The organism is Streptomyces sp. R-07 (assembly GCF_049913175.1).
Lineage (GTDB): Bacteria > Actinomycetota > Actinomycetes > Streptomycetales > Streptomycetaceae > Streptomyces.
Map to the genome: position 1 here is coordinate 826,438 of NZ_CP183978.1, position 25,246 is coordinate 851,683.

General features: G+C 72.8%; 19 protein-coding genes. 12 read left to right on the plus strand and 7 right to left on the minus strand.

Going from position 1 to position 25,246, the window contains the following annotated elements:
* Positions 1-17 precede the first annotated feature (17 nt).
* From ACN9M0_RS03850 to ACN9M0_RS03860, 3 genes are read left to right on the plus strand one after another with little or no spacing between them, the layout of a single operon-like run.
* Positions 18-1,049: an ABC transporter substrate-binding protein gene (locus tag ACN9M0_RS03850; protein WP_366035452.1), complete on the plus strand. Its 1,032-nt coding sequence runs from the start codon at positions 18-20 to the stop codon at positions 1,047-1,049.
* A complete protein-coding gene (locus ACN9M0_RS03855) occupies positions 1,049-2,260 on the plus strand; it encodes an LLM class flavin-dependent oxidoreductase (RefSeq protein ID WP_426403111.1) in 1,212 nt (403 codons plus the stop codon). The genes ACN9M0_RS03850 and ACN9M0_RS03855 overlap by 1 nt, the downstream gene beginning before the upstream one ends.
* A 59-nt stretch (positions 2,261-2,319) precedes the next feature.
* Complete coding sequence (locus ACN9M0_RS03860) at positions 2,320-3,420, plus strand: NAD(P)-binding domain-containing protein (RefSeq protein ID WP_399699719.1); 1,101 nt, start codon at positions 2,320-2,322, stop codon at positions 3,418-3,420.
* A 9-nt stretch (positions 3,421-3,429) separates the two neighbouring features.
* Here ACN9M0_RS03860 and mltG read toward each other — a convergent pair whose 3' ends face one another.
* Positions 3,430-4,317, minus strand: a complete 888-nt coding sequence (gene mltG / locus ACN9M0_RS03865) for an endolytic transglycosylase MltG (RefSeq protein ID WP_426403112.1) — start codon at positions 4,315-4,317, stop codon at positions 3,430-3,432.
* A 288-nt stretch (positions 4,318-4,605) separates the two neighbouring features.
* Positions 4,606-6,450, minus strand: a complete 1,845-nt coding sequence (locus ACN9M0_RS03870) for an ABC transporter ATP-binding protein (RefSeq protein WP_366035456.1) — start codon at positions 6,448-6,450, stop codon at positions 4,606-4,608.
* An 89-nt stretch (positions 6,451-6,539) separates the two neighbouring features.
* Here ACN9M0_RS03870 and ACN9M0_RS03875 point away from each other — a divergent pair, with 89 nt between their 5' ends.
* The 3 genes from ACN9M0_RS03875 (at position 6,540) to ACN9M0_RS03885 (ending at position 11,622) form a co-directional block, all read left to right on the plus strand.
* A complete protein-coding gene (locus tag ACN9M0_RS03875) occupies positions 6,540-7,001 on the plus strand; it encodes a MarR family winged helix-turn-helix transcriptional regulator (RefSeq protein WP_366035457.1) in 462 nt (153 codons plus the stop codon).
* A 39-nt stretch (positions 7,002-7,040) separates the two neighbouring features.
* On the plus strand, positions 7,041-9,965 hold the full coding sequence (locus ACN9M0_RS03880) for an FAD-binding and (Fe-S)-binding domain-containing protein (protein WP_399699729.1): 2,925 nt from the start codon (positions 7,041-7,043) through the stop codon (positions 9,963-9,965).
* A 241-nt stretch (positions 9,966-10,206) separates the two neighbouring features.
* Positions 10,207-11,622, plus strand: coding sequence for a Gfo/Idh/MocA family protein (locus tag ACN9M0_RS03885; RefSeq protein ID WP_366035459.1), 1,416 nt, complete (start codon positions 10,207-10,209; stop codon positions 11,620-11,622).
* A 50-nt stretch (positions 11,623-11,672) separates the two neighbouring features.
* On the opposite strand, the gene ACN9M0_RS03890 is transcribed toward ACN9M0_RS03885, so the two are convergent.
* Positions 11,673-13,286: a peptide-N4-asparagine amidase gene (locus tag ACN9M0_RS03890; RefSeq protein ID WP_366035460.1), complete on the minus strand. Its 1,614-nt coding sequence runs from the start codon at positions 13,284-13,286 to the stop codon at positions 11,673-11,675.
* Between the two features lie 192 nt (positions 13,287-13,478).
* On the opposite strand from ACN9M0_RS03890, the gene ACN9M0_RS03895 reads away from it, so the two are divergent.
* Together ACN9M0_RS03895 and ACN9M0_RS03900 are read left to right on the plus strand one after the other, a co-directional pair.
* Positions 13,479-15,290, plus strand: a complete 1,812-nt coding sequence (locus ACN9M0_RS03895; RefSeq protein ID WP_426403113.1) for an ABC transporter transmembrane domain-containing protein — start codon at positions 13,479-13,481, stop codon at positions 15,288-15,290.
* On the plus strand, positions 15,287-17,071 hold the full coding sequence (locus ACN9M0_RS03900; RefSeq protein ID WP_426403114.1) for an ABC transporter ATP-binding protein: 1,785 nt from the start codon (positions 15,287-15,289) through the stop codon (positions 17,069-17,071). Before ACN9M0_RS03895 ends, ACN9M0_RS03900 begins: the two co-directional genes overlap by 4 nt.
* A 60-nt stretch (positions 17,072-17,131) precedes the next feature.
* Here the strand turns inward: ACN9M0_RS03900 and ACN9M0_RS03905 are convergent, their stop codons facing one another.
* Complete coding sequence (locus ACN9M0_RS03905) at positions 17,132-17,839, minus strand: NAD(P)-dependent oxidoreductase (protein WP_426403115.1); 708 nt, start codon at positions 17,837-17,839, stop codon at positions 17,132-17,134.
* Between the two features lie 110 nt (positions 17,840-17,949).
* On the opposite strand from ACN9M0_RS03905, the gene ACN9M0_RS03910 reads away from it, so the two are divergent.
* Positions 17,950-18,708: a TetR/AcrR family transcriptional regulator gene (locus ACN9M0_RS03910; RefSeq protein WP_366035464.1), complete on the plus strand. Its 759-nt coding sequence runs from the start codon at positions 17,950-17,952 to the stop codon at positions 18,706-18,708.
* Between the two features lie 20 nt (positions 18,709-18,728).
* Here ACN9M0_RS03910 and ACN9M0_RS03915 read toward each other — a convergent pair whose 3' ends face one another.
* Positions 18,729-19,520, minus strand: a complete 792-nt coding sequence (locus ACN9M0_RS03915) for a metal-dependent hydrolase (RefSeq protein ID WP_366035465.1) — start codon at positions 19,518-19,520, stop codon at positions 18,729-18,731.
* A gap of 83 nt (positions 19,521-19,603) precedes the next feature.
* On the opposite strand from ACN9M0_RS03915, the gene ACN9M0_RS03920 reads away from it, so the two are divergent.
* Positions 19,604-22,165 (plus strand): DEAD/DEAH box helicase, encoded by a 2,562-nt coding sequence (locus ACN9M0_RS03920; RefSeq protein WP_366035466.1) that lies wholly within the window; start codon positions 19,604-19,606, stop codon positions 22,163-22,165.
* A 12-nt stretch (positions 22,166-22,177) separates the two neighbouring features.
* Positions 22,178-23,041 carry an acyl-CoA thioesterase gene (locus ACN9M0_RS03925; protein ID WP_366035467.1) on the plus strand — a complete coding sequence of 288 codons (864 nt, stop codon included), beginning with the start codon at positions 22,178-22,180 and terminating at the stop codon, positions 23,039-23,041.
* A gap of 10 nt (positions 23,042-23,051) precedes the next feature.
* On the opposite strand, the gene ACN9M0_RS03930 is transcribed toward ACN9M0_RS03925, so the two are convergent.
* Positions 23,052-24,122, minus strand: coding sequence for an RNA ligase (ATP) (locus tag ACN9M0_RS03930; RefSeq protein WP_426403116.1), 1,071 nt, complete (start codon positions 24,120-24,122; stop codon positions 23,052-23,054).
* Positions 24,123-24,271: 149 nt separating this feature from the next.
* Between ACN9M0_RS03930 and ACN9M0_RS03935 the strand changes: the two genes are divergently transcribed.
* Positions 24,272-25,006, plus strand: a complete 735-nt coding sequence (locus ACN9M0_RS03935; protein WP_399699747.1) for a hypothetical protein — start codon at positions 24,272-24,274, stop codon at positions 25,004-25,006.
* Here the strand turns inward: ACN9M0_RS03935 and ACN9M0_RS03940 are convergent.
* On the minus strand, positions 24,995-25,222 hold the full coding sequence (locus tag ACN9M0_RS03940) for a DUF6011 domain-containing protein (protein WP_366035470.1): 228 nt from the start codon (positions 25,220-25,222) through the stop codon (positions 24,995-24,997). The genes ACN9M0_RS03935 and ACN9M0_RS03940 overlap by 12 nt on opposite strands.
* Positions 25,223-25,246: the final 24 nt, after the last annotated feature.

Below are 25,246 nucleotides of genomic sequence, written 5' to 3' on the forward strand. Positions count from 1 at the left end.
CCCCCGAGGAGACAACCATGACGTCCTTCCGACGCTCCGCCGCGGCGCTGCTCGTGCCGCTCGCCCTGCTCGCCTCCGCCTGCTCCGGTGCCTCCGCGGCCGGCGACACCTCCGACTCCGACGGCAAGGGCTCCCTCGTCCTGAACGTCGGCGACCAGAAGGGCGGCGCCGAGGCCCTGCTGCGCGCCGCCGGTGAGCTCGACGACCTCCCGTACCGGGTGAAGTGGTCGACGTTCACCTCCGGCCCACCGCTCCTCGAAGCGGTGAACGCCGGAGCCGTCGACTTCGGCTCCGTCGGCAACACCCCGCCGGTCTTCGCCGCCGGAGCCGACTCGAAGATCACCGTGGTCGCCGCGACGCACGGCGACTCCGCGGGCGAGGCGATCCTCGTCCCGAAGGACTCGCCGCTGCGCACCGCGCGGGACCTGAAGGGGAAGAAGGTCGCCGTCGCCCAGGGCAGTTCCGCCCACTTCCAGCTGATCGCCTCCCTCCGGAAGGCGGGCCTCTCCCTGGCCGACGTCCGGGTCAGCCTGCTGCAGCCGGCCGACGCCCTGGCCGCGTTCGCCGGCGGCAAGGTCGACGCGTGGGCGGTGTGGGACCCGTACACCTCCCAGGTCCTGCTGAGTGGCAAGGGCCGGGTGCTGACCGACGGGCGCGGGGTCGTCAACGGCCTCGGCTTCCAGGTCGCCGCCCCGGCGGCGCTGGCCGACGCGGAGAAGTCGAAGGCGATCGGCGACTTCGTCGAGCGGCTGCGCCGCGCCCAGGGCTGGGTGTCCGACCACCCCGAGGAGTGGGCGAAGGTCTGGGCGAAGGAGACCGGACTGCCGTACGAGGTGGCCCTGGCCGCCGTGAAGCGCAGCAACGGCACCCGCATCCCCGTCGCCCTCGACGCCGCGGCGCTCGCCTCCGAGCAGGAGATCGCCGACACCTTCGCCGCGCTGAAGCTCATCCCCCGCACGTTCCGCTTCGCCGACTACGTCGACACCCGCTTCAACAAGGACCTGCCGCCGTCCACGACCCCGGCGCGCAGCTACGGAAAGGCCTCCTGATGACCGTCCATCTGCACTGGTTCCTGCCGACCGGCGGCGACGGCCGGACCCTCGTCGACCGGCACGCCTACACGGACGGCGGGATCACCCGGAACCGGACCGTGTCCGGGGTGCGCGCACCCGACATCGACTATCTCGTCCAGATCGCCAAGGCGGCCGAGCAGCTCGGCTTCGAGGCCGTGCTGACCCCGACCGGCACGTGGTGCGAGGACGCCTGGCTGACGACGGTCGCGCTCGCCCAGCACACCGAACGGCTCAAGTTCCTGGTGGCGTTCCGGCCGGGGGTGATCTCTCCGGTGCTGGCGGCCCAGATGGCGTCCACGTACCAGCGGATCACCCGGGGCCGGCTGCTGCTCAACGTCGTGACGGGCGGCGACTCGGCCGAGCAGCGCCGCTTCGGCGACCACCTCGACCACGACCGGCGGTACGCGCGCACGGCCGAGTTCCTGTCGGTGGTGCGGGGCGTGTGGGGCGGGCGGCCGTTCGACTTCGACGGCGAGCACTTCCGGATCGAGGGCGGGCTCACCGCGCTGCCGCCGGACCCGCTGCCCGAGATCTTCTTCGGCGGCTCGTCCGCGGCGGCCGGTCCGGTCGCGGCGGAGCACGCGGACGTGTACCTGACGTGGGGCGAACCGCCGTGGCAGGTGAAGGAGAAGATCGACTGGATCCGGCGGCTCGCGGAGGAACGCGGCCGGACGGTCCGGTTCGGGATCCGGCTGCACACGATCTCGCGCGACTCGGCGCGCGAGGCCTGGGCCACGGCCGACCGGCTGCTCTCCGATCTCGACGCGGAGACGATCGCCGCGGCGCAGGAACTGCTCGGCCGGAGCGAGTCGGTCGGCCAGCAGCGGATGCTGGCGCTGCACGGCGGCGGCTCGCTGGACCGCGACCGGCTGGAGATCTCGCCGAACCTGTGGGCGGGCGTCGGTCTGGTACGGGGCGGGGCCGGGACGGCGCTGGTCGGCAGCCACGCCGATGTGGCGGACCGGATCGAGGAGTACCACGCCCTGGGGGTGGAGCACTTCGTCCTGTCCGGCTACCCGCACCTGGAGGAGGCGTACTGGTTCGGCGAGGGCGTGACGCCCGAGCTGGCGGCGCGCGGGCTCCTGCCGTCGGCCCCCACCTCCCCGCTGCTCGGCGTCCCGGCGGCGAACGGCCGCCCGGCCTCGGCCCCGGGCGGCGCACCGCTGCTCGTCCCCGGCGGGCGGTAGACGGTGACGCGCGGGGCGGGGGCGGGAAGAACCGCGCCCCCGCCCCGGTTGGTGGAAACGTGAACGATTTCGGGTTCGAAGAGGTCAGGGCGGTGGACGTCGTCGTCATCGGCGCCGGGCAGGCGGGGCTCTCGGCCGCCTTCCACCTGCGGCGCGCCGGCCTGGAGCCGGACCGGGACTTCGTCGTCCTGGACCACGCCCCCGAGCCGGGCGGCGCCTGGCAGTTCCGCTGGCCGTCCCTGACGTACGGGAAGGTCCACGGGATGCACGCGCTGCCCGGCATGGAGCTGACCGGTGCCGATCCCGCGCGCCCCTCCTCGGAGGTGATCGGCGCGTACTTCGACACGTACGAGCGGACCTTCGGCCTGCGGGTCCACCGGCCCGTCGACGTCACGGCCGTCCGGGAGGGCGAGGGCGGCCGGCTCCGGGTCGAGACCTCGGAGGGCGTGTACGCGACCCGGGCCCTGATCAACGCGACCGGCACCTGGGACCGTCCGTTCTGGCCGCGCTATCCGGGGCAGGAGACCTTCCGGGGCCGCCAGCTGCACACCGCCGGTTACCCGGGCCCGGAGGCGTTCGCCGGGAAGCGGGTGCTCGTCGTGGGCGGCGGTGCCTCCGGCACCCAGCACCTGATGGAGATCGCCGAGGTCGCCGCGGGGACGACCTGGGTGACCCGGCGGGAGCCCGTCTTCCGCGAGGGAGAGTTCGGCGAGGCGGAGGGGCGCGCGGCCGTCGCCCTGGTCGAGGACCGGGTACGGCGCGGGCTGCCGCCGCAGAGCGTCGTGTCGGTCACCGGGCTTCCCCTCAACGACGCGATCCGCGCGGCACAGGCGCGCGGGATCCTGGACCGGCTGCCGATGTTCGACCGGATCACCCCCACCGGGGTGGCCTGGGACGACGGCCGGAGCGTCGACGTGGACGTCATCCTGTGGGCGACCGGTTTCCGGGCGGCGATCGACCATCTCGCGCCGCTGCGGCTGCGGGAGCCGGGCGGCGGCATCCAGGTGGAGGGCACCCGCGCGGTACGGGACGAGCGCGTCCACCTCGTCGGCTACGGCCCCTCGGCCTCGACGATCGGCGCCAACCGGGCCGGCCGCACGGCCGTCTCCGACATCCGTCGCCTCCTGCGCGGCGACCGGGTCGCCGTCCCGACCGCCTGACCTGCCTGTTCACTGCTGGGCGGCGCCCCGGTTGGCGTTGAACTCGGCCACGTTCGCCTGGTGGACCGCGTAGTCGGCGGTGAAGCGGGTGTCCCCGGGGGCCACCGTGACGAAGTAGAGCCAGTCGCCGTCCGCCGGGCGGATCACGGCGTCCAGGGCCTCGTCCCCCGGGTTGCCGATCGGCGTCGGCGGCAGGCCCTTGCGCGCGTAGGTGTTGTACGGGCTCTCGGACTTCGTGTCCTCGAAGCTCGTGTCGACGGTGCTGCGGCCGAGGGCATAGTGGAGCGTCGAGTCCATCTGGAGCGCCATGCCCCGCGCGAGCCGGTTGTGGACGACCCGCGCCACCTTCGCCATGTCCTCCGGGTTGTCGGCCTCGGCCTGCACGATGCTGGCCGCGACGACCGTCTCGTACACGCTGAGTCCGTGCGCCCGTGCCCCCTCCGTGATCCGAGCGGTGCCGTAGCGCTTTTCCGCGGTGTCCACCATGAAGCGCAGCAGCGCCTCCGGGGTGGTGGCCGAGAGCACCGGGTAGGTCGCCGGGAAGAGGTAGCCCTCGGGGTTGCCGCCGGCCGCGGCGGGCAGCGGGAGGACGCCGGGGGTGGTCGCGGCCTTCCGGGTGGTCCCCTCGGGCAGGTGGAGGGCCCGGTCGACGGCCGTGTAGACCTGGCCGGCCCGCCAGCCCTCCGGGACGAGGAAGGCGCGGGGCTGTTCGACGGCCGGTCCGCCGCGGGTGAGGAGCAGCGGGACCGTGACGGCGACGGCCACGGTGAGGACGGCTACGAGGAGCAGTGCCAGGCGGCCGCGCCGGGTGAGGCGGGCGCGGCGGGGAGGCCGGGGCAGGGAGGGGCGGCGGGGACGGCGGGGAGGTGCGTACGGTGACGGCGTCCGGTACGTCATGGCCGCACGCTAGCCCGGTCCGCACGCGAATCCGGGGAACCCGCGCACGCGGCGGCGCCGCCGGCCCCCTGGGACGGGGGGCCGACGGCGCCGGGCACTGCGATCGTCAGACGAGCCATCCCAGGAAGTGGAAGACGCCGGCGAGCAGGTCGGTGATGACGTTCATGATGGTGCTTCTCCTCGTACAGGTACATCAGTGGGACGGTGCGGTCGCGGTCTGCAGCCCGTCGCTCGCACTCCGTAATCTTCCGATGCCGTACGGGGGCCGGGCAACGAATCCCGGCACGATCACACGTTCTGGGGAACAACCGCTCCCACGTTCGCCTGTTCGGTGCGGGCGTCGCGGCGGACCAGGGCCGCGTACCGCCCGTCGCGGGCGAGCAGTTCCTCGTGGGTGCCGCGCTCCGCGATCCGGCCCGCTTCGAGGACGACGATCTGGTCGGCGTCGCGGACGGTGGAGAGCCGGTGCGCGATGGTGATGGTGGTGCGGCCGGCCGACAGGGCGTCGATGGCGCGCTGCACCGCGTGCTCGGTGCGGGTGTCGAGGGCGCTGGTCGCCTCGTCGAGGATCAGTACCGGCGGGTCGCGCAGGATGGTGCGCGCGATGGCGAGGCGCTGCTTCTCGCCGCCGGAGAAGCGGTAGCCGCGCTCGCCGACGAGGGTGTCGTACCCCTCGGGGAGCGAGGCGATGTGCTCGTGGATCTGGGCGGCGCGCGCGGCGGCCTCGATCTCCTCGTCGGTGGCGTCCGGCTTGGCGAAGCGGAGGTTGTCGGCCACGGAGGCGTGGAAGAGGTACGTCTCCTGGGAGACGACGCCGACCGCGCGGGCGAGGGTGTCGAAGTCCAGGTCGCGCACGTCGACCCCGTCGAGGGTGACGCGGCCGCCGGTGACGTCGTACAGCCGGGGCACGAGGTAGCTGAGGGTGGACTTGCCGGAGCCGGTGGGGCCGACGACGGCCAGGCTGCCGCCGGCGGGGACGGTCAGGTCGATGCCGTCCAGGGTCGGGCGGCTCTGCCCCTCGGGGTCGTAGTGGAACTCGACCTTCTCGAAGGAGACCTCGCCGCGGATCTTCGGCAGCCGGACCGGCTCGTCGGGTTCGGTGATGTCGACGGGCAGGTCGAGGTACTCGAAGATGCGCTGGAAGAGCGCGAGGGACGTCTGCATCTGCACCCCGGTGGAGAGCAGGCTGACGGCGGGCCGGAAGAGGCCCTGCTGGAGCGAGACGAAGGCGACGAGCGTGCCGAGCGAGATCTCCGAGCCGCCCGAGCCGAGGGCGATGCCGGCGGCCCAGTAGATCAGGGCGGGCATGGCGGCCATGACGATGCCGATGGTGGACATCCGCCACCGTCCGGCCATCGAGGAGCGCACCTCCAGGTCGACGAGGCGCTCGGACTCCTCGGCGAAGGACCTGGTCAGCGAGTCGGCACGGCCCATGGTGCGGCCCAGCAGGATGCCGCTGACCGAGAGGGACTCGGTGACGGTCGCGGCCATGGCGGCCATCTGCTTCTGGCGCTGGGTGGTGATCTTCTTGCGCTCGCGGCCGACGCGCCGGCTGATCCAGACGAAGACGGGCAGCAGGAGCAGCGAGACGAGGGTGAGGCGCCAGTCGAGGGCGAGCATGGCGACGACGGTCGCGACGACGGCGGTGAGGTTGGAGACGAGGGAGGTGGCCGTGGAGGTCACGGTCGCCTGCATGCCGCCGATGTCGTTGGCGATGCGGGACTGGACCTCGCCCGTACGCGTGCGCGTGAAGAAGGCGAGCGGCATCCGCTGGAGCTGCTCGTAGACCCCGGTGCGCAGGTCGTGCATGACGCGCTGGCCGACGGTGGTCGAGATGAGGGTCTGGAGCACGCCGAAGACGCTGGTCAGGACGGCGGTGGCGATCATGCCGAGGGCGAGCAGACTGAGCAGCCCGGTGCGGCCCTGGGGGATCGCGACGTCCAGGATCTCCCGGAGGAGGAACGGTGAGGCGACCGAGACGAGCGAGGCGGCGCCGACCAGGAGGCCGACGAGCGCGAGGCGCGCACGGTAGGGGTGGAAGAGCCGCAGGATCCGCCGCACCTGGGCGGGCTCCTTGGGCTGGCCGGAGTCGCGGGGCGGGGGCGTCCAGTCGGACTGGTCGTGGGGGCGCATGGGCTCCTTCGGGAGGTTCGACGGTCGATGAGACCCTAGCTCATTGTTACCTATGCTCACAATGAACATGGTCCTGATATTGTTCCCGCATGAGCACCTCCGACCGTCCGCGCGGGACCGACACCGACGGGCTTCTCGCCGAGCAGCTGCTGCGGCTCACCCGGCGCCTGCACCGCATCCAGAAGCGCCACCTGGAGCCGGTCGGCATCACACCCGCGCAGTCCCGGCTGCTGCGCACGGTCGCGCACTTCGGGGAGCCGCCCCGGATGGCCGACCTCGCGGCCCGCCTGGAGGTCGTCCCGAGGGCCGTCACCAGTCTCGTCGACGGCCTGGAAGCCGGCGACCGGGTGCGCCGCGTGCCCGACCCGAGCAACCGCCGGGTGGTGCGGATCGAGCTCACCGACACGGGCCGCGCCACGCTGCGCGAGCTGCGCAGCGCGCGCCGGGCCGCCGCAGAGGACATCCTTGCTCCATTGACCGTCGATCAGCGCGAGGTGCTCGAAGGTCTGCTGTCCGCCCTGGTCGACCCCGGCCCGGAGCGCGGCTGCTGACCCGTCGGGTGCGGGGACGCGCCGAAGGGGAGCCGTGACATGCCGCTGCTCGAGCCGAACCCGCAGGCCCTCCGTCCCGGTACGAAGCGGACCCCCGCCCCGGACCGCGTGCCGGAGCTCCAGGCCCGGGGCACGCCGCGGCGGCTGCGCGAGGAGCTCACCGAGCTCCTCGGGCGGGGGAAGGTCCTGTCGAAGATCTCCGACCTGGTGCGCTACGCCTCGGACGCGAGCCCGTACCGCTTCGTCCCGCAGGTCGTCGTGGTCGCCGAGGACATCGACGACATCTCCACCGTCCTGTCGTACGCCCACGGCAAGGGCCGCGAGGTGGTCTTCCGGGCCGCCGGGACCAGCCTCAACGGGCAGGCGCAGGGCGAGGACATCCTGGTCGACGTGCGCCGCCACTGGGCGGGCGTCGAGGTCCTGGACGGCGGAGCCCGGGCCCGGATCCGGCCCGGCACCACCGTGGTGCGGGCCAACGCCGCGCTCGCCCCGCACGGGCGGGTCCTGGGGCCCGATCCGGCCAGCGCGATCGCCTGCACGATCGGCGGGGTCGTCGCCAACAACGCCTCGGGCATGACGGCCGGCACCACCCGGAACTCGTACCGGACCGTCTCCTCCCTCACCGTCGTGCTGCCGTCCGGGACCGTGGTCGACACGGCGGACCCGGACGCCGACGAGGAGCTCGCGCACGCCGAGCCGAGGCTGTGCGCGGAGCTGATGGCGCTGAAGGCGGAGATCGAGGCGGACACCGAGCTGACCGCCCGGATCCGCGCCAAGTACGCGATCAAGAACACCAACGGCTACCGGCTCGACGCCTTCCTCGACGGCGACACCCCGGTGCGGATCCTGCGCGGTCTGATGGTCGGCTCCGAGGGCACCTTCGGCTTCATCTCCGAGGTCGTCTTCGACACCCTGCCGCTGGACCGCGAGGTGTCCACGGCCCTGCTGTTCTTCCCCTCGCTGCCGGCCGCCGCCGCGGCCGTGCCCCTGTTCAACGAGGCCGGGGCGCTTGCCGTCGAACTGATGGACGGCAACACGCTGCGGGCCTCGGTCAGCGTGGCGGGCGTGCCCGCCGACTGGGCGGAGCTGCCGAAGGAGACGGCGGCGCTCCTGGTCGAGTTCCGGGCCCCGGACCGGCCGGCCCTGGAGGCGTACGAGCGGGCGGCGGAGGCCGTGCTCGCCGGCCTGGACCTGGTCGCCCCGGTGGCCTCCGTGGAGAACGCGTTCACCCGGGACCCGGGCCGGATCTCCGGCTACTGGAAGGCCCGCAAGGCCTTCGTGACGGCGGTCGGCGGCTCCCGCCCCTCCGGTACGACCCTGATCACCGAGGACTTCGCGGTGCCGCCGGACCGGCTCGCGGAGGCCTGTGCCTCGCTGCTCGACCTCCAGGCGCGGCACGGCTTCGACGCGGCCGTGGCCGGCCACGCGGCCCACGGCAACCTCCACTTCCTGCTCGCCTTCGACGCGGCCGACCCCTCCGACGTCGAGCGGTACGCGGCCTTCATGGACGAGTTCTGCAAGCTGACCGTGGAGCGCTTCGACGGCTCGCTGAAGGCGGAGCACGCCACCGGCCGCAACATCGCGCCCTTCCTGGAGCTGGAGTGGGGGACGAAGGCGACCGATCTGATGTGGCGGGTCAAGGAGGCCATCGACCCCGCCGGTGTGCTCGCCCCCCGGATCGTCCTGGACCGCGACCCGCAGGCCCATCTGCGTGGCCTGAAGACGATCCCCGCGGTGGAGCGGATCGCCGACCCCTGCATCGAGTGCGGCTTCTGCGAACCGACCTGCCCCAGCCACGACCTGACGACCACTCCGCGGCAGCGGATCGTGCTGCGCCGGGAGATGATGCGCCAGTCCGACGGCTCCCCCGTCGAGGCCCGGCTCCTGGAGTCGTACGGCTACGACGCCGTCGACACCTGCGCCGGGGACTCCACGTGCAAGCTGGCCTGCCCGGTCGGGATCGACACGGGGGCGCTCATGAAGGAGTTCCGGCACGAGCGGCACTCGTCGCGCGAGGAGCGGATCGCCGCGCTGACCGCGAAGAACTTCCGCGCGGTGGAGGCCTCCGCGCGGCTCGCCGTCGCCGCCGCGGACCGGATCGGCGACCGCGTCCTGGAATCGGTGACGGGCCTGGCCCGCAAGGCCGTCCGCCCCGACCTCGTACCGGAGTGGCTGCCGGAGGTCCCCGGCGCGGCGGCGCGGCGGCTGCCCCGCACGCACCGTCCGGCGGCGGTCGCCGTCTACTACCCGGCCTGTGTGAACCGGATCTTCGGCGACCCGGAGGGCGCGCGGGGGCCCTCGCTCCCGGAGGCCGTCGTCGCGGTGTCCGCGCGGGCCGGGCTGCCGGTGTGGATCCCGGACGACGTGGCCGGAACGTGCTGCGCGACGATCTGGCACTCGAAGGGGTACGAGCGGGGGAACGAGGTGATGGCGAACCGGATCGTCGAGGCCGCGTGGGGGTGGACGGCGGGCGGGAAGCTGCCGCTCGTGGTGGACGCCTCCTCGTGCACCCTGGGCATCGCGCACGAGGTGGTGCCGTACCTGACGGAGGACAACCGGGAGCTGCACGCCGAACTGACCGTCCTCGACTCGCTGGTGTGGGCGGCGGACGAGCTGCTCCCCCGGCTCGACGTCCGGCGCCGGGTCGCCTCGGCCGTGGTCCATCCGACCTGCTCGATGCGGCACCTGGGCGACGAGGAGAAGCTCACCGTGCTCGCCGAGGCGTGTGCGGAGGAGGTCGTCGTCCCGGTCGACGCGGGCTGCTGCGCCTTCGCCGGGGACCGGGGGATGCTGCACCCGGAGTTGACGGCCTCGGCGACGGCCCGCGAGGCGGCGGAGGTCATGTCCCGCCCGTTCGACGCGCATTTCTCGGCCAATCGGATGTGCGAGATCGGGATGGACCGGGCGACGGGCCGGAGCTACGGATCGGTGCTCCTCGGCCTGGAGCACGCCACCCGTCCCTGACCTGCCGTCAGCCCGCCTTATCCCCGGGCGACCAGGGCCCCTCACCCCGAGCGGTGAGGGGCCCTTCGTATGTTCGGGTGATCATCGGCGGCCGGTGCGGCTCGACGGGGGAACCGGAACAGTAAAGTCCAACCACCCGTCGCGAGAGTCCTATCGGCGCCCTTGCGCACCGTCGGCCACCGGGGCGAGGGTCCTGTGCGGGCTCCATGAAACAACCGTGCACACAGCTCCGGGAGGTTCCATGAACGAGCAGACCCCGCACACCCCGAGCCGCCGAAAGGTCCTCAGGACCACGGCGGGAGCGGCCGGGGCGGGACTCGGCATCGCCGTCGCGGGCGGCGGGCAGACCGCCGGCGCCGCCACCGGATCGGCTCCCTCGGTGTCAGCGGCGGCGGCCGTGCCGAAGCGCCGGGGCGCCACCATGGCCGGGGTCCCCTTCGAGGGCCGCGCCATCGTCCGCGTCGGGCTCGTCGGCCTCGGCAACCGGGGCGGCAGCATGATCGGCCTCTATCTCGCCCTGCCCTGGGTGCGGGTGGTCGCGGTCTGCGACCCGGTGCGCGAGAAGGCCGAGCAGGCCGCCGCGAAGGTCGTCGCCGCGGGGCAGCCCGCGCCCGCCGTGTACACCCACGGCGAGGAGGACTACGAGAACCTCTGTGCCCGCACCGACATCGACTTCGTCCATGTCGCCACGCCCTGGGACAGTCATTTCGCCATCGCCCGCGCCGCGATGCTGAACGGCAAGCACGTCGGCGTGGAGTGCCCGATCGCGATGCGCCTCGAAGAGCTGTGGGAGCTGGTCGACCTGTCGGAGCAGACCCGCCGCCACTGCATGCAGCTGGAGAACTGCTGCTACGGACGGAACGAGATGCGGGTGCTGCGGATGGCGCACGCCGGCCGGTTCGGGGAGCTGCTGCACGGCGCGGGCGCGTACAACCACGACCTGCGCGGCCTGATGTTCTCTCCGACGTACTACGAGGGGCCCTGGCGCCGGCTGTGGCACACGCGGCTGCGCGGGGACCTCTACCCCAACCACGGCTTCGGTCCGGTCGCCAACTACATGGACGTCAACCGGGGCGACCGGGTGGTGAGCATCAGCAGCTTCGGGACCCCCGCCCTGGGGCTCGCCGAGTACCGCGCGGCGCACATGCCTCCCGGCGACCCGAGCTGGAAGGAGACGTACATCGAGAGCGACCGGACGATCAGCATGGTCCGGACGGCCAAGGGCCGGCTGATCCGCCTGGAGCACGACGTCTCCACCCCGCACCCGTACAGCAGGATCAACAGCCTGGGCGGGACGCGGGGAGTCTTCGAGGACTACCCGGCCCGGATCTATCTGGAGCCGGACCACAAGGACGACGCGTGGGGCGACTTCGCGGCGTACGCGGCCGAGTACGACCACTGGCTGTGGAAGGAGCACGCCAATCCGCCGGGCGGCCACGGCGGCATGGACTACATCATGCTCTACCGCCTGACGCAGTGTCTCCAGCTGGGTCTCCCGCCGGACTTCGACGTGTACGACGCCGCCACCTGGACGGCGCCGGTGCCGCTGAGCCACGCCTCGATCAAGGCGAACGGGGCGCCGCAGGAGATCCCCGACTTCACGCGCGGCGAGTGGCGCAAGGCCCGCTCGGGCGTGGACTCGGCGAAGCCGGCCTGACCGGCGGTACGGCCCGGCCCCTCGGGGACGAGGGGCCGGCACCGTCGTGTTCAGCAGCGCCGCAGGTCCTCGGTGACCGTGCCCTGGACGGACGTCAGGCTCCGGTCGTAGCAGCCGGCGGAGCCGTACAGGCGGTAGCGCTCGGTGCTGGTGCCGACCGCGTGCCGCTGGTCGCGCGGGACGCCGAGGTTGAAGGAGGCGTCGCCGGTGTACGTGTCGTCCAGGCGCGACCAGGACAGCCGCTTGCCGGCCCGGACGACGTCGACGGCGGCGCGGTCGCCGACGGTGAGTTCGGTCCGCAGGCGGTTCGCGGCGTCGACGCCGATCTCGCCGTCCATGGTGTACGTGCGCCGGGTGTGGGTCGCGGTCCGGCCGACGGTCACGGTCTCGTCGTCGCTCCAGCGGGCGGTCAGCGCGTCCGGGTTCTCGTCGGCGCCCCAGCGGTGGGTGGAGCGGTGGTCGACGGTACGGGTGACGGTCGTCGCGACACGGCCGTGCGAGGTGTTCAGGTGCCCGGCGACGGTGAGCGTGTCGCCGCCCGTGGTCTCCAGGACGTCCGGCGAACCGGCCGTGTACACGGCGGAGTTGCGCGGGGTGCCGAGCTCGTGCCGGTCCAGGGCGCCGGTGACGACCTCGCTGCCCTCGTCCTGCCAGAGGAGCACGTTGGTGGGGACGCTCCAGCCGGACTGCCCGGCGGGGACGCCGGCGACGGAGACCTCGACGCGGTGGGCCGCGCCGTCGTTGAACAGGGCGGCGAAGGGCGTGAGGTCGTAGACGATCGGCTGCACGTCGAAGGCGCGCGGCGCGGGCGTCACGTACCAGAGGAAGGGGTTGGACCAGCCGCCGGTCCACACGTGCGGGAACGGGGCCGCGATGCCGGCGACCTTGCCGTCGACGGAGATCCGCACCTCCCGGTAGGGCCCGTCCGTGGCCTTGCAGGAGTACGGAGCGGCGTCGGGGACGGTGAGGTACCAGAACTCCTCGCAGCCCCCGCCGGATCCGGTGGCGTACACCTCGGCGAGGACGCGTTCGGTGTTGCGCGGGGTGGTGAGGGTGGCGCCGGCGAGCGGGACGACCCGGTCGGGCGTGCCGGCGGCGGGCTTCACGCGGCCCTCGGCGGTGTGGAAGGTGAGGGTCACGCGGACGTCGATGACACCGGTGTACGTCTCGTTCACGACATTGCCGATGAGCATCTCGACCGGCTGCGGGCGGCTGAGCGTGTCGCGGTAGCGGGTGACGTCCTTCTCGACGGACCAGCTGATGCCGTCGGGAGAGGGCTCGGGGGTGGAGGTGCGGAGGAGCTCGACGCCGCCGAGGGTGAGGTAGCCCAGACGGTCGTACTGACGGCCCTTGACCTGTCCGTCGAGGCGCAGGACGACCTTGTTCCAGCGGGCGCCCGTGCCGCACTCCTTCGGCGGGGTGTAACTCCCCTGGTAGGGGGTGAAGTCGCGGAACTGGGCGGCGGCGAGGGTGACCTCGCAGCTGCGGGTCCCGGGGGTGTCGACGGGCGGGGCGGCGGTGACCGGGTCGTGCCAGTCGCTGGTGAACTCGGCGGGGGGCGTCGGGCCGTTCGGACCGTCGGCGGCGGCCGGATGGGCGGTCAACAGCGCGCCGGCGACGAGCACCAGACCGCCGATCACGCGCGTGATCTTGAGTGATCTCATGGGGCGGAAGTGAAGCGCGGTCCTGCGGCGTGGTCCAGAGGACGATGAGCGGACATGGCGCGATCTGTTCCCCCTTGGGGAAAATCGATTGCCGCTCCCCGGCGAAAAAGCGAACCTTGCACGGTTTCCACCCCGCCGTCGCACACCTCCGGCGCGCGATCCCCCAGACAGACCCGGAGACCCTGGGACGCCATGCAGATTCGAGATCTTCCCTATGCCGACCCAGGGGTCCCCGATGTCCGTTCGGGCACCCGGTTCCTGCTCTGGCTCGGCCGCCAACAGCTCGGCGGGCAGGTGAAGTCCCTGCTCTGGGGGCTGCTGCACCATCTGGGCATCGCCGGCCTTCCGCTCGGAGTCGGCCTGGCCGTGCAGGCGGTCGTGGACCGCGACGGCGGACGGCTCGCGCTCGCCGGGGTGCTGCTCGTGGTCCTCGGGGCGGCGATCGCGGCCGGTGACGTGATGCTCCACCGCACCGCCGTCACCAACTGGATCACCGCGGCCGCCCGCGTGCAGCAGCTCCTCTCCCGCAAGACCGCCGAACTGGGCTCCGTCCTGAGCCGGCGGGTCGCCGCGGGCGAGGTCGTGGCCGTCTCCACCGGCGACGTCGAGAAGATCGGCTGGTTCGTCGAGGCGCTCTCCCGGTTCGCCGCGGCCGCCGTCACCCTGGTGGTCATCTGCGTGGGCCTCGTCGTCTACCAGCCCGCCCTGGGTGTCGTGGTGGCCGTCGGCATCCCCGTCCTCGCGCTCGCCGTGCTGCCGCTGCTCCCCCGCGCGACCCGCCGGGCGGACGTGCAGCGCGAGAAGGCGGGCCGGGCCACCGAGCTGGCGTCCGACACCGTCGCCGGGCTGCGGGTACTGCGCGGCATCGGCGGCGAGGAGCTGTTCCTCCGCCGCTACCGCGCCGCCTCCCAGGAGGTCCGCGGGGCCGCCGTGCACAGTGCGCGGATGTGGGCGCTGATCGCCGCCATCCAGGTCGTGCTGCCGGGCCTCCTGCTGATCGCCGTCGTGGCATACGGGACCCGGCTCGCGCTCGACGGGCGGATCGAGGTCGGCGAGCTGGTCACGGTCTACAGCGCGGTGGCCCTCACCCATCACGCACTGCGCAACTTCGAGGAGATCGCGATGGCCTTCTCCTTCTCCCGGCCGTCCGCGAAGCGGGCCGCCCGGGTCCTCGCCCTGGCCCGCACGACGACCACCACGGCGGAGGCCGAGGACGGGCGGCGCGAGGCGACGGGCGACCTGTACGACCCGCTGACCGGGCTGCGCGCCCCGGCCGGTCTCTTCACGGCCGTGGTCTGCGGCGATCCGGACGTGGCCGGGCGGCTCGCGGACCGGCTCGGCGGCCACCCGGCCGAGCCGGACGCCGACCACACCTCGGTGCTCCTCGGCGGGGTGCCGCTCGACGAACTGCCCCTGGAGGACGCCCGTACCGTCGTCCTCGTCCAGGACAAGGACCCCGTCCTGCTCTCGGGCACCCTCCGCGAGCTGCTCGACGTGCCCGCGTCGGGAGCCGTCCGGGCCGGGGAGGCGCTCTCCGCCGCCCGCTGCGACGACGTCCTCGACGCGCTCGCGCAGGCCTCCGTCGACACGGGCGGCGATCCGATGCGCACCCGCATCACCGAGCGGGGCCGCTCGCTCTCCGGCGGCCAGCGGCAGCGGCTCGCACTGGCCCGGTCCCTGGTGACCGACCCTGAGGTGCTCGTCCTCGACGAGCCCACCTCGGCCGTGGACGCGCACACCGAGGCCACCGTCGCCACCGGGATCGCGGAGCTGCGCAGGACGAGGACCACCGTGGTCCTCGCCTCCTCGCCGCTGCTCCTGGACCGCGCCGACCGGGTGGTCCTGGTCCACGACGGCCAGGCGGTCGCCGTCGGCACGCACCGCGACCTGCTCGCCACGGAGCCCCGCTACCGCGCGGTCGTGACCCGCGAGACGGACGAGGAACTCGCCGCCCCGGCCCCCCGCGTCGGCGAACTCGAAGCACTGGAAGGGGAATCGGCATGATCGGCCTGGTGCCGCGGCCGGAGTACGACCCGGCGGCCCCGAAGACGGCGACGACACTGCCCGTCGCCGGGACCGCGACGGTCCGCGGCTACGTCCGCGAGCTGCTGAGCCGGCACCGCCGGGCTTTCGCGCTGCTCGTCGGGGTGAACGCGGTCGCCGTGATCGCCTCGATGGCCGGACCGTATCTGCTCGGTTCGGTGGTGGACGGGCTCGCGGACGGGGCGCTCGACCTCCATCTGGAGCGTACGGTCGCGCTGTTCGCCGTCGCGCTGCTCGTCCAGACCGTCTTCGTGCGGCTCGTCCGGCTGCGCGGGGCGATGCTCGGCGAGGAGATGCTCGCGGACCTGCGCGAGGACTTCCTCGTCCGCGCGGTCGGCCTGCCGCCGGGCGTGCTCGAACGGGCCGGGACGGGCGACCTGCTCTCCCGGATCACCACGGACGTCGACCGGCTGGCGAACGCGATGCGCGAGGCCGTGCCCCAGCTGGCCATCGGCGTCGTCTGGGCGGGCCTTCTGCTCGGCGGCCTCGCGGTGACCGCGCCGCCGCTCGCGCTCGCCGCCCTGCTCGCGGCGCCGCTGCTGATCGTGGGCGCCCGGTGGTACTTCAAGCGCGCGCCGTCCGCGTACCGCGCGGAGTCCGCGGGGTACGCGGCGGTGGCCGCCGCGCTCGCCGAGACCGTCGACGCGGGCCGCACGGTCGAGGCGCACCGCCTCGGGGCGCGGCGGATCGCGCTGTCGGACCGGCGCATCTCGGAGTGGGTCGCGTGGGAGAGGTACACCCTCTTCCTGCGCTCGGTGCTCTTCCCCGTCGTCAACCTCACCCATACGACCGTGCTGTGCGCGGTGCTGCTGCTCGGCGGGGTGTTCGTGCTCCAGGGCTGGATCGACGTGGGGCAGCTGACGACGGGCGCGCTGCTCGCGCAGATGCTGGTGGACCCGATCGGGATCGTGCTCCGCTGGTACGACGAGCTCCAGGTCGCGCAGGTGTCGCTGGCCCGGCTGGTCGGCGTCCGCGACATCGAGCCGGCCGCGGGCGACACGGAGGTACGGCCGGAGGGCCGGGCCGTCCGGGCGGACGACGTCCGGTTCGGCTACCGCGAGGGCGTCGACGTGCTGCACGAGGTGTCCCTGAAGGTGGCGCCCGGCACCCGGCTCGCCCTGGTCGGTCCGTCCGGCGCGGGCAAGTCGACCCTGGGCCGGCTGCTCGCGGGGATCTACGCCCCGCGGGAGGGCTCGGTCACCCTCGGCGCCGCCGAGCTGTCACGGATGCCCGCCGAGCGGGTCCGCGAGCACGTGGCCCTGGTCAACCAGGAGCACCACGTCTTCGTGGGCTCCCTCCGCGACAATCTCCTCCTGGCCAGGACCGGGGCCACCGACACCGACCTGTGGGCCGCGCTCGCCGCGGTGGACGCGGAGGGCTGGGCGCGGGGCCTGGACGAGGGCCTGGACACCGAGGTCGGCTCGGGCGGCCGTGCGCTGACCCCGGCGCAGGCCCAGCAGATCGCGCTGGCCCGCCTGGTCCTGGCGGACCCGCACACGCTGGTCCTCGACGAGGCGACCTCGCTGCTCGACCCGCGCGCGGCCCGGCATCTGGAGCGTTCGCTCGGCCGGGTCCTGGACGGGCGCACGGTGGTGGCCATCGCCCACCGGCTGCACACCGCGCACGACGCCGACCTGATCGCGGTGGTCGAGGCGGGCCGGATCAGCGAGCTCGGCAGCCACGACGAGCTGGTCGCGGCGGACGGGGCGTACGCGGCGCTGTGGCGGTCCTGGCACGGCTGACGCGACGGGCCCGGGCAGACCCGGGCCGGGCCGTCGTGCGACGGTCCGGCCCGGCGCCGCTCAGTAGCCGATCGTGAAGCGGCGCTGTACGAAACGGGGCAGCTCCGCCTCGTCGACGAGGGCGACGGCCGCGTCCTCCGCCGAGACGCGGCTGCGGCCCTCGGCGTCACGGACCGGCTGGTCCTCGCCGATGCGGAAGCGGCCGGTGCGCTCGCCGGGCGCGATGTCCTCGGCGGGGCTGAAGTAGGTCCACCGGCGGTTCGAGGTGCGCAGCACGTCCAGGGCGTCCCGGTGGCCTCGTACCGCTGACGCGTAGTCACGCGGCAGGCCCACCGCGTCGAGGGTCTCGTGGAGACGGTCCTCCGCGTCGGCGAGGACCACTCCGGGTTCGACCTCCAGACTGCCCGCGCCGCCGATCACGATCAGCCGGGTCCTGGGGTGGTTCTCCAGCGCCTTGAGCAGGGCCCGCGCCGCGGTGACGTAGACGCCCGCGTCGGCGATGGAGCGGCGCACGGTGTCCGCGAGGTCGCGGGCGGCGTTCCCGGGCTGGAAGGCGCTGACGAGGACGTCGAGTCCGGGCAGGGCGGCGGCTACGGCCTCGGGGTCGAGGACGTCGAGGCTCGCCCAGGTGATGTTCCGGCGGGTCTCCCCTGCCGCCGCCTCGGTGGCGTCGCGGCTGAAGGCCCTGATGTGGTGCCCGCGCTCCAGTGCCTCCGCGACGACGCGGCTGCCGATGGTGCCGGTGGCTCCGATGACTCCGATGTGCATGACTCTCCCCTGTGATCACATCTGACGTGACGCCGTGAAAAAACTATACGCCGTGAAGTTCACGGCGTGCAGTTTCCATACACCCGCCAAGGAACCGATAGGGTGGCCGCATGAGCGGAACATCGGACACACGGAGCGGGACTGCTCCGGCCGCACGGGGACGCCGCGAGCGGCTACGGGCCGAGACCACGGCCGAGATCAAGGACACGGCCCTGCGTCTGATGGCATCCGGCGGCCCCGACGCCATCACCCTGCGGGCCATCGCCCGCGAGATGGGCATGACGGCCAACGCGATCTACGGCTACTTCGCCACCCGCGACGACCTGGTCACCACACTCATCGACGACGTGTACTCGGCGCTCGCCGACGCGGTGGAGACGGCCTGGGCCACCGCCCCCGCGGAGGACCCGGCCGCCCGGATCCTGGCCTGGGCCCGCGCGTTCCGCGCCTGGGCCCTGACGAACCCCGAGGGCTTCCGCCTCGTCTACGGCGACCCCGTGCCCGGCTACCGCGCCCCCGAGGCGGGCCCCGCCCCGGACGCGGCCCGCCGGGTGTGCACCGGGCTCGCCGGACTCGCCGCGGCGGCCTGGCCGTACGCCGAAACCCTCTACCGGGACAGCGCGTTCACCTGGTCGGACTTCGACGCCGGACTCCTCGACAAGGTGCGCCCGGCCTTCCCCGACCTGCCGCCCGCCGGTGTGGCCCTGGCGCTGCGCCTCTGGGGCCACCTGCACGGACTGGTGGCCCTGGAGGTGTACGGCCACCTGGGCCGCCAGACGGCGAGCCCGGACAAGCTCTTCCAGGAGGAACTGTCCCGCCTGGTGACGACCCTCGGTGTTCCGCGCACCGGCAGGAGTACGGACGGCTGACCGGCGACAGCCACGAGTCGCTAGAAGAACCCCAGCGCCGAGGCCCCGCCGACGCCGCCCAGGAGCATGAAGACGGGCATCAGGACCTTGAGCTCGACCCAGCTGCCGGCCCGGAAGCGCAAGCCCTTCGGCGGGCCGATCGGGTACCAGCGCTTGCGGCCCACGGGGATGGGCCAGAGGATCGGGCAGCCCGAGACGGTCAGGGCGTCGCCGATGTCGTGCACGAGGGCGCCGAGGACGATGGGCAGGCCCAGCCACAGGTACTCCTGGCCGGGGCCGGTGAAGAACCAGTCCGCGCCGTTGCCGGGCTTGTCGAGGACGCCCGCGAGGATCCAGGCGCTTGTGGCGCCGAGCAGCCAGACCAGGACGTCGCTGGACATCCGGGCCGCCCGCCACAGCAGGCCTTCCACGGCGAGGACGAGGTGCACGAAGAGGATCGCGAGGACGGCCCAGCGGCCGCCGGTGACGGCCGCGACGGAGGCCCCGGCGCCGATCAGGACCGCCCAGAGCCAGGTGTGGGTGAGGGTCCGGTGCCCGCCGGACCTGCGCGGGTCGGCGGAGGATCGGGTGGCCTTGTAGACGGCGTACGACAGCTTGTCGACGATCTCGCAGAGCCCCCGGGAGACGGGACCGAAGGCGCGGGAGATGGTCGCCGACTTGTGGTCGAGGTCGGGCGCGAGGGCCGCGCCCGCGCAGAGGAGCGCGCCGACGACGAGAACCGGCCACGGCATCGGGTGGTCGAAGGCGGCCGCGGCCGCTCCGACGCCCAGCCAGGCCGCAGCTCCGGACAGTGAGTGCGCCGGTCCCATCATGGTTGGCCCGCCCCGTTTCTCCCCTGCCGGCGCTCAGTTGACGACCGGTCGACGGACGAGCCTATCGTCCGTGATCAAGACTGATGATGGCCGGTTCCCTCATCCGAACGGAATGCGGGCAAGATGGGGGCGTGACCCTTATCGATCAGCTGCCGCCGACCGCCGACCCCGACGCCCTCTTCGAGGCCTTCTCCTCCTGGGCCGAGGACCGGGGCATCACGCTCTACCCGGCCCAGGAAGAGGCGCTGATCGAGGTCGTCTCCGGGGCCAACGTGATCTTGTCCACACCCACCGGATCGGGAAAGTCGCTGGTCGCGGCGGGTGCGCACTTCGCGGCGCTCGCCAATGACCAGGTGACCTTCTACACCGCGCCGATCAAGGCGCTGGTGTCGGAGAAGTTCTTCGACCTGTGCAAGCTCTTCGGCACCGAGAACGTCGGCATGCTGACCGGAGACGCCTCCGTGAACGCGGACGCCCCGATCATCTGCTGTACGGCGGAGGTCCTCGCCTCGATCGCCCTGCGGGACGGCAAGTACGCCGACATCGGCCAGGTCGTCATGGACGAGTTCCACTTCTACGCCGAGCAGGACCGCGGCTGGGCCTGGCAGATCCCGCTGCTCGAACTCCCCCAGGCGCAGTTCATCCTCATGTCGGCGACGCTCGGCGACGTGTCGATGTTCGAGAAGGACCTGACCCGGCGCACGGGCAAGCCGACCTCGGTGGTCCGCTCGGCGACCCGGCCGGTGCCGCTCTCGTACGAGTACCGGCTCACGCCCATCACGGACACCCTGACGGAGCTCCTGGAGACCAAGCAGGCGCCCGTCTACATCGTGCACTTCACCCAGGCGCAGGCCGTCGAGCGCGCGCAGTCGCTGATGAGCATCAACATGTGCACGCGCGAGGAGAAGGACCAGATCGCCGAGCTGATCGGCAACTTCCGCTTCACCACCAAGTTCGGCCAGAACCTCTCGCGGTACGTCCGCCACGGCATCGGCGTGCACCACGCGGGCATGCTGCCGAAGTACCGGCGGCTCGTCGAGAAGCTGGCGCAGGCGGGCCTGCTGAAGGTGATCTGCGGGACGGACACCCTCGGCGTCGGCGTGAACGTGCCGATCCGCACGGTGCTCTTCACCGCCCTCACCAAGTACGACGGCAACCGGGTGCGCACCCTGCGCGCCCGTGAGTTCCACCAGATCGCGGGCCGGGCCGGCCGGGCCGGCTTCGACACCGCCGGCTTCGTGGTGGCGCAGGCCCCCGAGCACGTCATCGAGAACGAGAAGGCGCTCGCGAAGGCCGGCGACGACCCGAAGAAGCGCCGCAAGGTGGTCCGCAAGAAGGCCCCCGAGGGCTTCGTCGCCTGGAGCGACACGACCTTCGAGAAGCTCATCGCCGCCGAGCCGGAGCCGCTGACCTCCCGCTTCAAGGTCACCAACATCATGCTGCTCTCGGTGATCGCCCGCCCGGGGAACGCCTTCGAGGCGATGCGCAAGCTCCTGGAGGACAACCACGAGCCGCGCAAGGCCCAGCTGCGGCACATCCGCCGGGCCATCGCGATCTACCGCTCGCTGCTCGACGGCGGCGTGGTGGAGCAGCTGGACACCCCGGACGCCGAGGGCCGCACGATCCGGCTCACGGTCGACCTCCAGCAGGACTTCGCGCTGAACCAGCCGCTGTCGACGTTCGCGCTCGCCGCCTTCGACCTGCTCGACCCGGAGTCCCCCTCGTACGCCCTGGACATGGTGTCCGTCGTCGAGTCGACGCTCGACGACCCGCGCCAGATCCTCCACGCGATGCAGAACAAGGCGCGCGGGGAGGCCGTCGGGCAGATGAAGGCGGACGGCGTCGAGTACGAGGAGCGGATGGAGCGGCTCCAGGACATCTCGTACCCGAAGCCGCTGGAGGAGCTGCTCTGGCACGCGTACAACGTCTACCGGAAGTCGCACCCGTGGGTCGGCGACCACCCGGTGTCGCCGAAGTCGGTCATCCGTGACATGTACGAACGGGCGCTGACCTTCACGGAGTTCACCTCCTGGTACGAGCTGGCGCGGACCGAGGGCATCGTCCTGCGGTACCTGGCGAGCGCGTACAAGGCGCTCGACCACACCATTCCGGACGACCTGAAGACCGAGGACCTGGAGGACCTGATCGCCTGGCTGGGCGAGATGGTGCGCCAGGTGGACTCCTCGCTGCTCGACGAGTGGGAGCAGCTGGCCAACCCGGAGGTCCAGACGGCGGAGGAGGCCCAGGAGAAGGCCGACCAGGTCAAGCCGGTCACGGCGAACGCCCGCGCCTTCCGGGTCCTGGTGCGCAACGCGATGTTCCGCCGGGTGGAGCTGGCGGCTCTCGACAACGTGGACGCGCTGGGCGAGCTGGACGCCGAGTCCGGCTGGGACGCGGACGCGTGGGGCGAGGCGATGGACGCCTACTGGGACGAGTACGACGACCTGGGCACGGGTCCGGACGCGCGCGGCCCGAAGCTGCTCTCGATCGAGGAGGACGCGGCGCACGGTCTGTGGCGCGTCCGGCAGACCTTCGCCGACCCGAACGGCGACCATGACTGGGGCATCAGCGCGGAGGTGGACCTCGCGGCCTCCGACGAAGAGGGCCGGGCGGTGGTCCGCGTGACGTCCGTCGGACAGCTGTAGAGGAGTTCAGAGGTGACCAACCCCGCCGAGAGGCTCGTGGATCTGCTCGACCTGGAGCGGATCGAGGTCGACATCTTCCGCGGGCGCAGCCCGCAGGAGTCGCTGCAACGGGTCTTCGGCGGGCAGGTCGCCGGGCAGGCCCTGGTGGCGGCCGGCCGCACCACGGAGGGCGACCGGCCGGTGCACTCGCTGCACGCCTACTTCCTCCGGCCGGGCCGGCCGGGCGTGCCGATCGTGTACCAGGTGGAGCGGGTGCGGGACGGGCGCTCGTTCACGACCCGGCGGGTCACGGCGGTGCAGGAGGGCCGGACGGTCTTCAATCTGACGGCCTCCTTCCACAAGCCGGAGGAGGGCGCCTTCGAGCACCAGCTGCCGCCGCGGCACCTGACGGACCCGGAGACCCTGCCGAACCTCGCGGACGAGGTCCGCGAACACCTGGGCGCGCTGCCGGAGTCCCTGGACCGGATGGCCCGCCGGATGCCCTTCGACATCCGGTACGTGGACCGGCTGCGCTGGACCGTGGACGAGGTCAAGGGCGCGGACCCGCGCTCCGCGGTGTGGATGCGGGCCGTCGGGCCGCTGGGCGACGACCCGCTGGTCCACACCTGCGCCCTGACGTACGCCTCGGACATGACGCTCCTGGACGCGGTCCGGATCCCCGTGGAGCCGCTGTGGGGGCCGCGCGGCTTCGACATGGCGTCGCTGGACCACGCGATGTGGTTCCACCGGCCGTTCCGGGCGGACGAGTGGTTCCTGTACGACCAGGAGTCCCCGATCGCCACGGGCGGCCGGGGACTCGCGCGGGGCCGGATCTACGACCGCGAGGGCAGGCTTCTGGTGTCGGTGGTCCAGGAGGGCCTGTTCAGGAAGCTCTGACCTCCCCCGGTCACTCGTACTCGGTGCCGCCCTTGCGGGTCAGGTAGGCCGGGCTGACCGCCTTGGCGATGGCCCGGCCGCCGACGACCGGGCTGTACCGCTCGGCCACGGGCCGGATGACGACGCCCTCCCGCAGGTGCGCCTCACGGCCGGACACGGTCTCCCGGCCGCTCGCGTGCGCCAGGACCGTGTCGAGGTCGTACGGTCCGGAGTACAGCCGCGGCACGAGCGGAACCTCACCGGGCTGGAACACCTCCTCCGGGTCCAGCCAGCGCACCTGTCCCCCGATCTCGGCGGACACGTCGAAGAGGGCATAGCCGACGGACTCGGAGCGGGCGTCGGCGCCGTAGGCGAGGTCCTGCACGCCGGAGCCGTACACCTCGCCGAAGAGACCGACCCGGCGGGCGCCGAGGCGCTTCGCGAGCCGCTCGGCGACGGCGGCGAGGTCGTGGCCGTGGACGGCCCGCCAGTACAGGTTGCGCGGGTCCTCCTGGAGCGCGAGGCCCTTCGCCCCGAACCCCTTCGAGGAGACCTGGACGCGCCCCTCATCGGCGTGGAAGGTCAGCAGGCAGGCCGAGCCGTGGAGCTTCTCCGTCAGGACGACGGGCTCGCCGGGCGCGAACACGTCCGGATGGCGCTGGAGGTTCTCGATGTCGACCCACGGCAGCAGGTCGGGCGCTGCCTCCACGTCCCCGTTCATCGTCGGCGGTATCGGCGGCACCCACTTGGTGATCCCGAGCACCTCCGCGAAATCGGCCCCCTCGGCCGCGGCCCGCTCCAGGTCGGTGCCGGCGAGCGCATCGGGCCGGCACACGATCCCCTGCGACAACTCGCCACGCAGCCGCACCGCCTTCACCCGGTCCGAGTTCCCTCCGGCGAGCCGCCCGGTCAGACCCAGCTCCTCGACGAGCGCCAGGGGCAGCACGGCCTGCTCGGGGATGTAGACGGCGACATCCCCCGTCCGGTAGACCCCCTTGGCGACGACGGCCCGGTAGAGCCCGACCTGAGCGAGTTCGAGGGCGTCGGCGTTCGGATGCGGATGGACGGTCAGGACTTCGGCGGTGACGCGCAGGGTGGACATGGTTCAGGACTCCGGTCGCTCGGGTTTCTGTCTCATCGCGGCTCACCCTGGCGGGTCACGAAACCTGTGGCCCAACGGTTTTGACGGCTGGTAACGTCGCGATCTTCGCCCGGCGCATCGCGTCGGCGGAGTCCCGTCAGGACCACGCCGTGATCCCTCCCGCCCTTGCCTCCGCCCTGCGCCGCGTCGACGCCGTCTTCGGCGGGATGACCGCGCCCGCCGAGGGCTGTCTCCACTGCTACGGCGCCGAGGAGCTGGCGCTGCTCGCGGTGCCGAGAGCACCCCTGGGTGACGATCTGGTGCGGCAGTTCTTCCACGAGGTGCCCAGCCACTTCGACGACCATCCGGCCGTGGTCCGGCGTTTGCTGCCGGAGTTCCTCGCCTTCGTGGCGGCAGGGCGGTTCTCCGGGACGGGGTACGTGCCCACGGGGCTCGGACGCACCGCCTGGCGGGACTGGCCGTCCGAGCAGGCGGAGGCGATCGAGGACTTCCTCCACGTGTGGTGGCGGGAGACACTCGCCGACCCGGAGCCCATGTACGCCGTGGGGGCCGTCTGGGAACTGTGCCTGGACGTCCATGGCTCGATGGGGCCTCTGCTGGACGTCTGGGCCGCCGCGCCCCGGGGCGGTGCCGAGGATCGGCACCTCGGCGAGTGGGTGGCGTACCGGATCGACGAACTGCTCCAGGACGATCCGTTCGTCCTGCCCTGGGACATGGACGGCGAGGCGCTGCTGCCGGAGCTCCAGGCCTGGCTCGTCGAGCACGCCGTGCCCCGGCTCGCCGGGCACGCCGATCCGCTGCTCGGCCGGAAGGTCGCGCTGCTCGCGCTCGCCCCGGAGGAGCGGTGGGTGGCCTACTCCGAGCTGATCGCCTCAGCCGGCTGACGGGTCCAGGCCCGGGAGGGTGTCCTGCTCCACCTCGTGGCGGCGGGTGCGGATGTCCGGGGCCGGGGGGTGCAGCTTGGCGTCGCAGGTGGGGCCGAGGCCCGTGCGCCGCGAGTCCGCGCCGGTCAGGGGGCGGCCGCAGAGGCGGCAGTGCACCCGGCGCGGTCCTTCCCCGGGCGTGGAATCGATCGCGATTGCCAGTGGTTCGTCTCCCATGCTGAGATCAAACCCTATTCCGAC

Excerpts from the sequence above, each read along its gene's own strand:
- ACN9M0_RS03850 (WP_366035452.1), top strand. The coding sequence starts at position 18 with ATGACGTCCTTCCGACGCTCCGCCGCGGCGCTGCTCGTGCCGCTCGCC.
- ACN9M0_RS03855 (WP_426403111.1), top strand. The coding sequence starts at position 1,049 with ATGACCGTCCATCTGCACTGGTTCCTGCCGACCGGCGGCGACGGCCGG.
- mltG (WP_426403112.1), bottom strand. The coding sequence starts at position 4,317 with ATGACGTACCGGACGCCGTCACCGTACGCACCTCCCCGCCGTCCCCGC.
- ACN9M0_RS03870 (WP_366035456.1), bottom strand. The coding sequence starts at position 6,450 with ATGCGCCCCCACGACCAGTCCGACTGGACGCCCCCGCCCCGCGACTCC.
- ACN9M0_RS03875 (WP_366035457.1), top strand. The coding sequence starts at position 6,540 with ATGAGCACCTCCGACCGTCCGCGCGGGACCGACACCGACGGGCTTCTC.
- ACN9M0_RS03880 (WP_399699729.1), top strand. The coding sequence starts at position 7,041 with ATGCCGCTGCTCGAGCCGAACCCGCAGGCCCTCCGTCCCGGTACGAAG.
- ACN9M0_RS03885 (WP_366035459.1), top strand. The coding sequence starts at position 10,207 with ATGAACGAGCAGACCCCGCACACCCCGAGCCGCCGAAAGGTCCTCAGG.
- ACN9M0_RS03890 (WP_366035460.1), bottom strand. The coding sequence starts at position 13,286 with ATGAGATCACTCAAGATCACGCGCGTGATCGGCGGTCTGGTGCTCGTC.
- ACN9M0_RS03895 (WP_426403113.1), top strand. The coding sequence starts at position 13,479 with ATGCAGATTCGAGATCTTCCCTATGCCGACCCAGGGGTCCCCGATGTC.
- ACN9M0_RS03900 (WP_426403114.1), top strand. The coding sequence starts at position 15,287 with ATGATCGGCCTGGTGCCGCGGCCGGAGTACGACCCGGCGGCCCCGAAG.
- ACN9M0_RS03905 (WP_426403115.1), bottom strand. The coding sequence starts at position 17,839 with ATGCACATCGGAGTCATCGGAGCCACCGGCACCATCGGCAGCCGCGTC.
- ACN9M0_RS03910 (WP_366035464.1), top strand. The coding sequence starts at position 17,950 with ATGAGCGGAACATCGGACACACGGAGCGGGACTGCTCCGGCCGCACGG.
- ACN9M0_RS03915 (WP_366035465.1), bottom strand. The coding sequence starts at position 19,520 with ATGATGGGACCGGCGCACTCACTGTCCGGAGCTGCGGCCTGGCTGGGC.
- ACN9M0_RS03920 (WP_366035466.1), top strand. The coding sequence starts at position 19,604 with ATGATGGCCGGTTCCCTCATCCGAACGGAATGCGGGCAAGATGGGGGC.
- ACN9M0_RS03930 (WP_426403116.1), bottom strand. The coding sequence starts at position 24,122 with ATGTCCACCCTGCGCGTCACCGCCGAAGTCCTGACCGTCCATCCGCAT.
- ACN9M0_RS03940 (WP_366035470.1), bottom strand. The coding sequence starts at position 25,222 with ATGGGAGACGAACCACTGGCAATCGCGATCGATTCCACGCCCGGGGAA.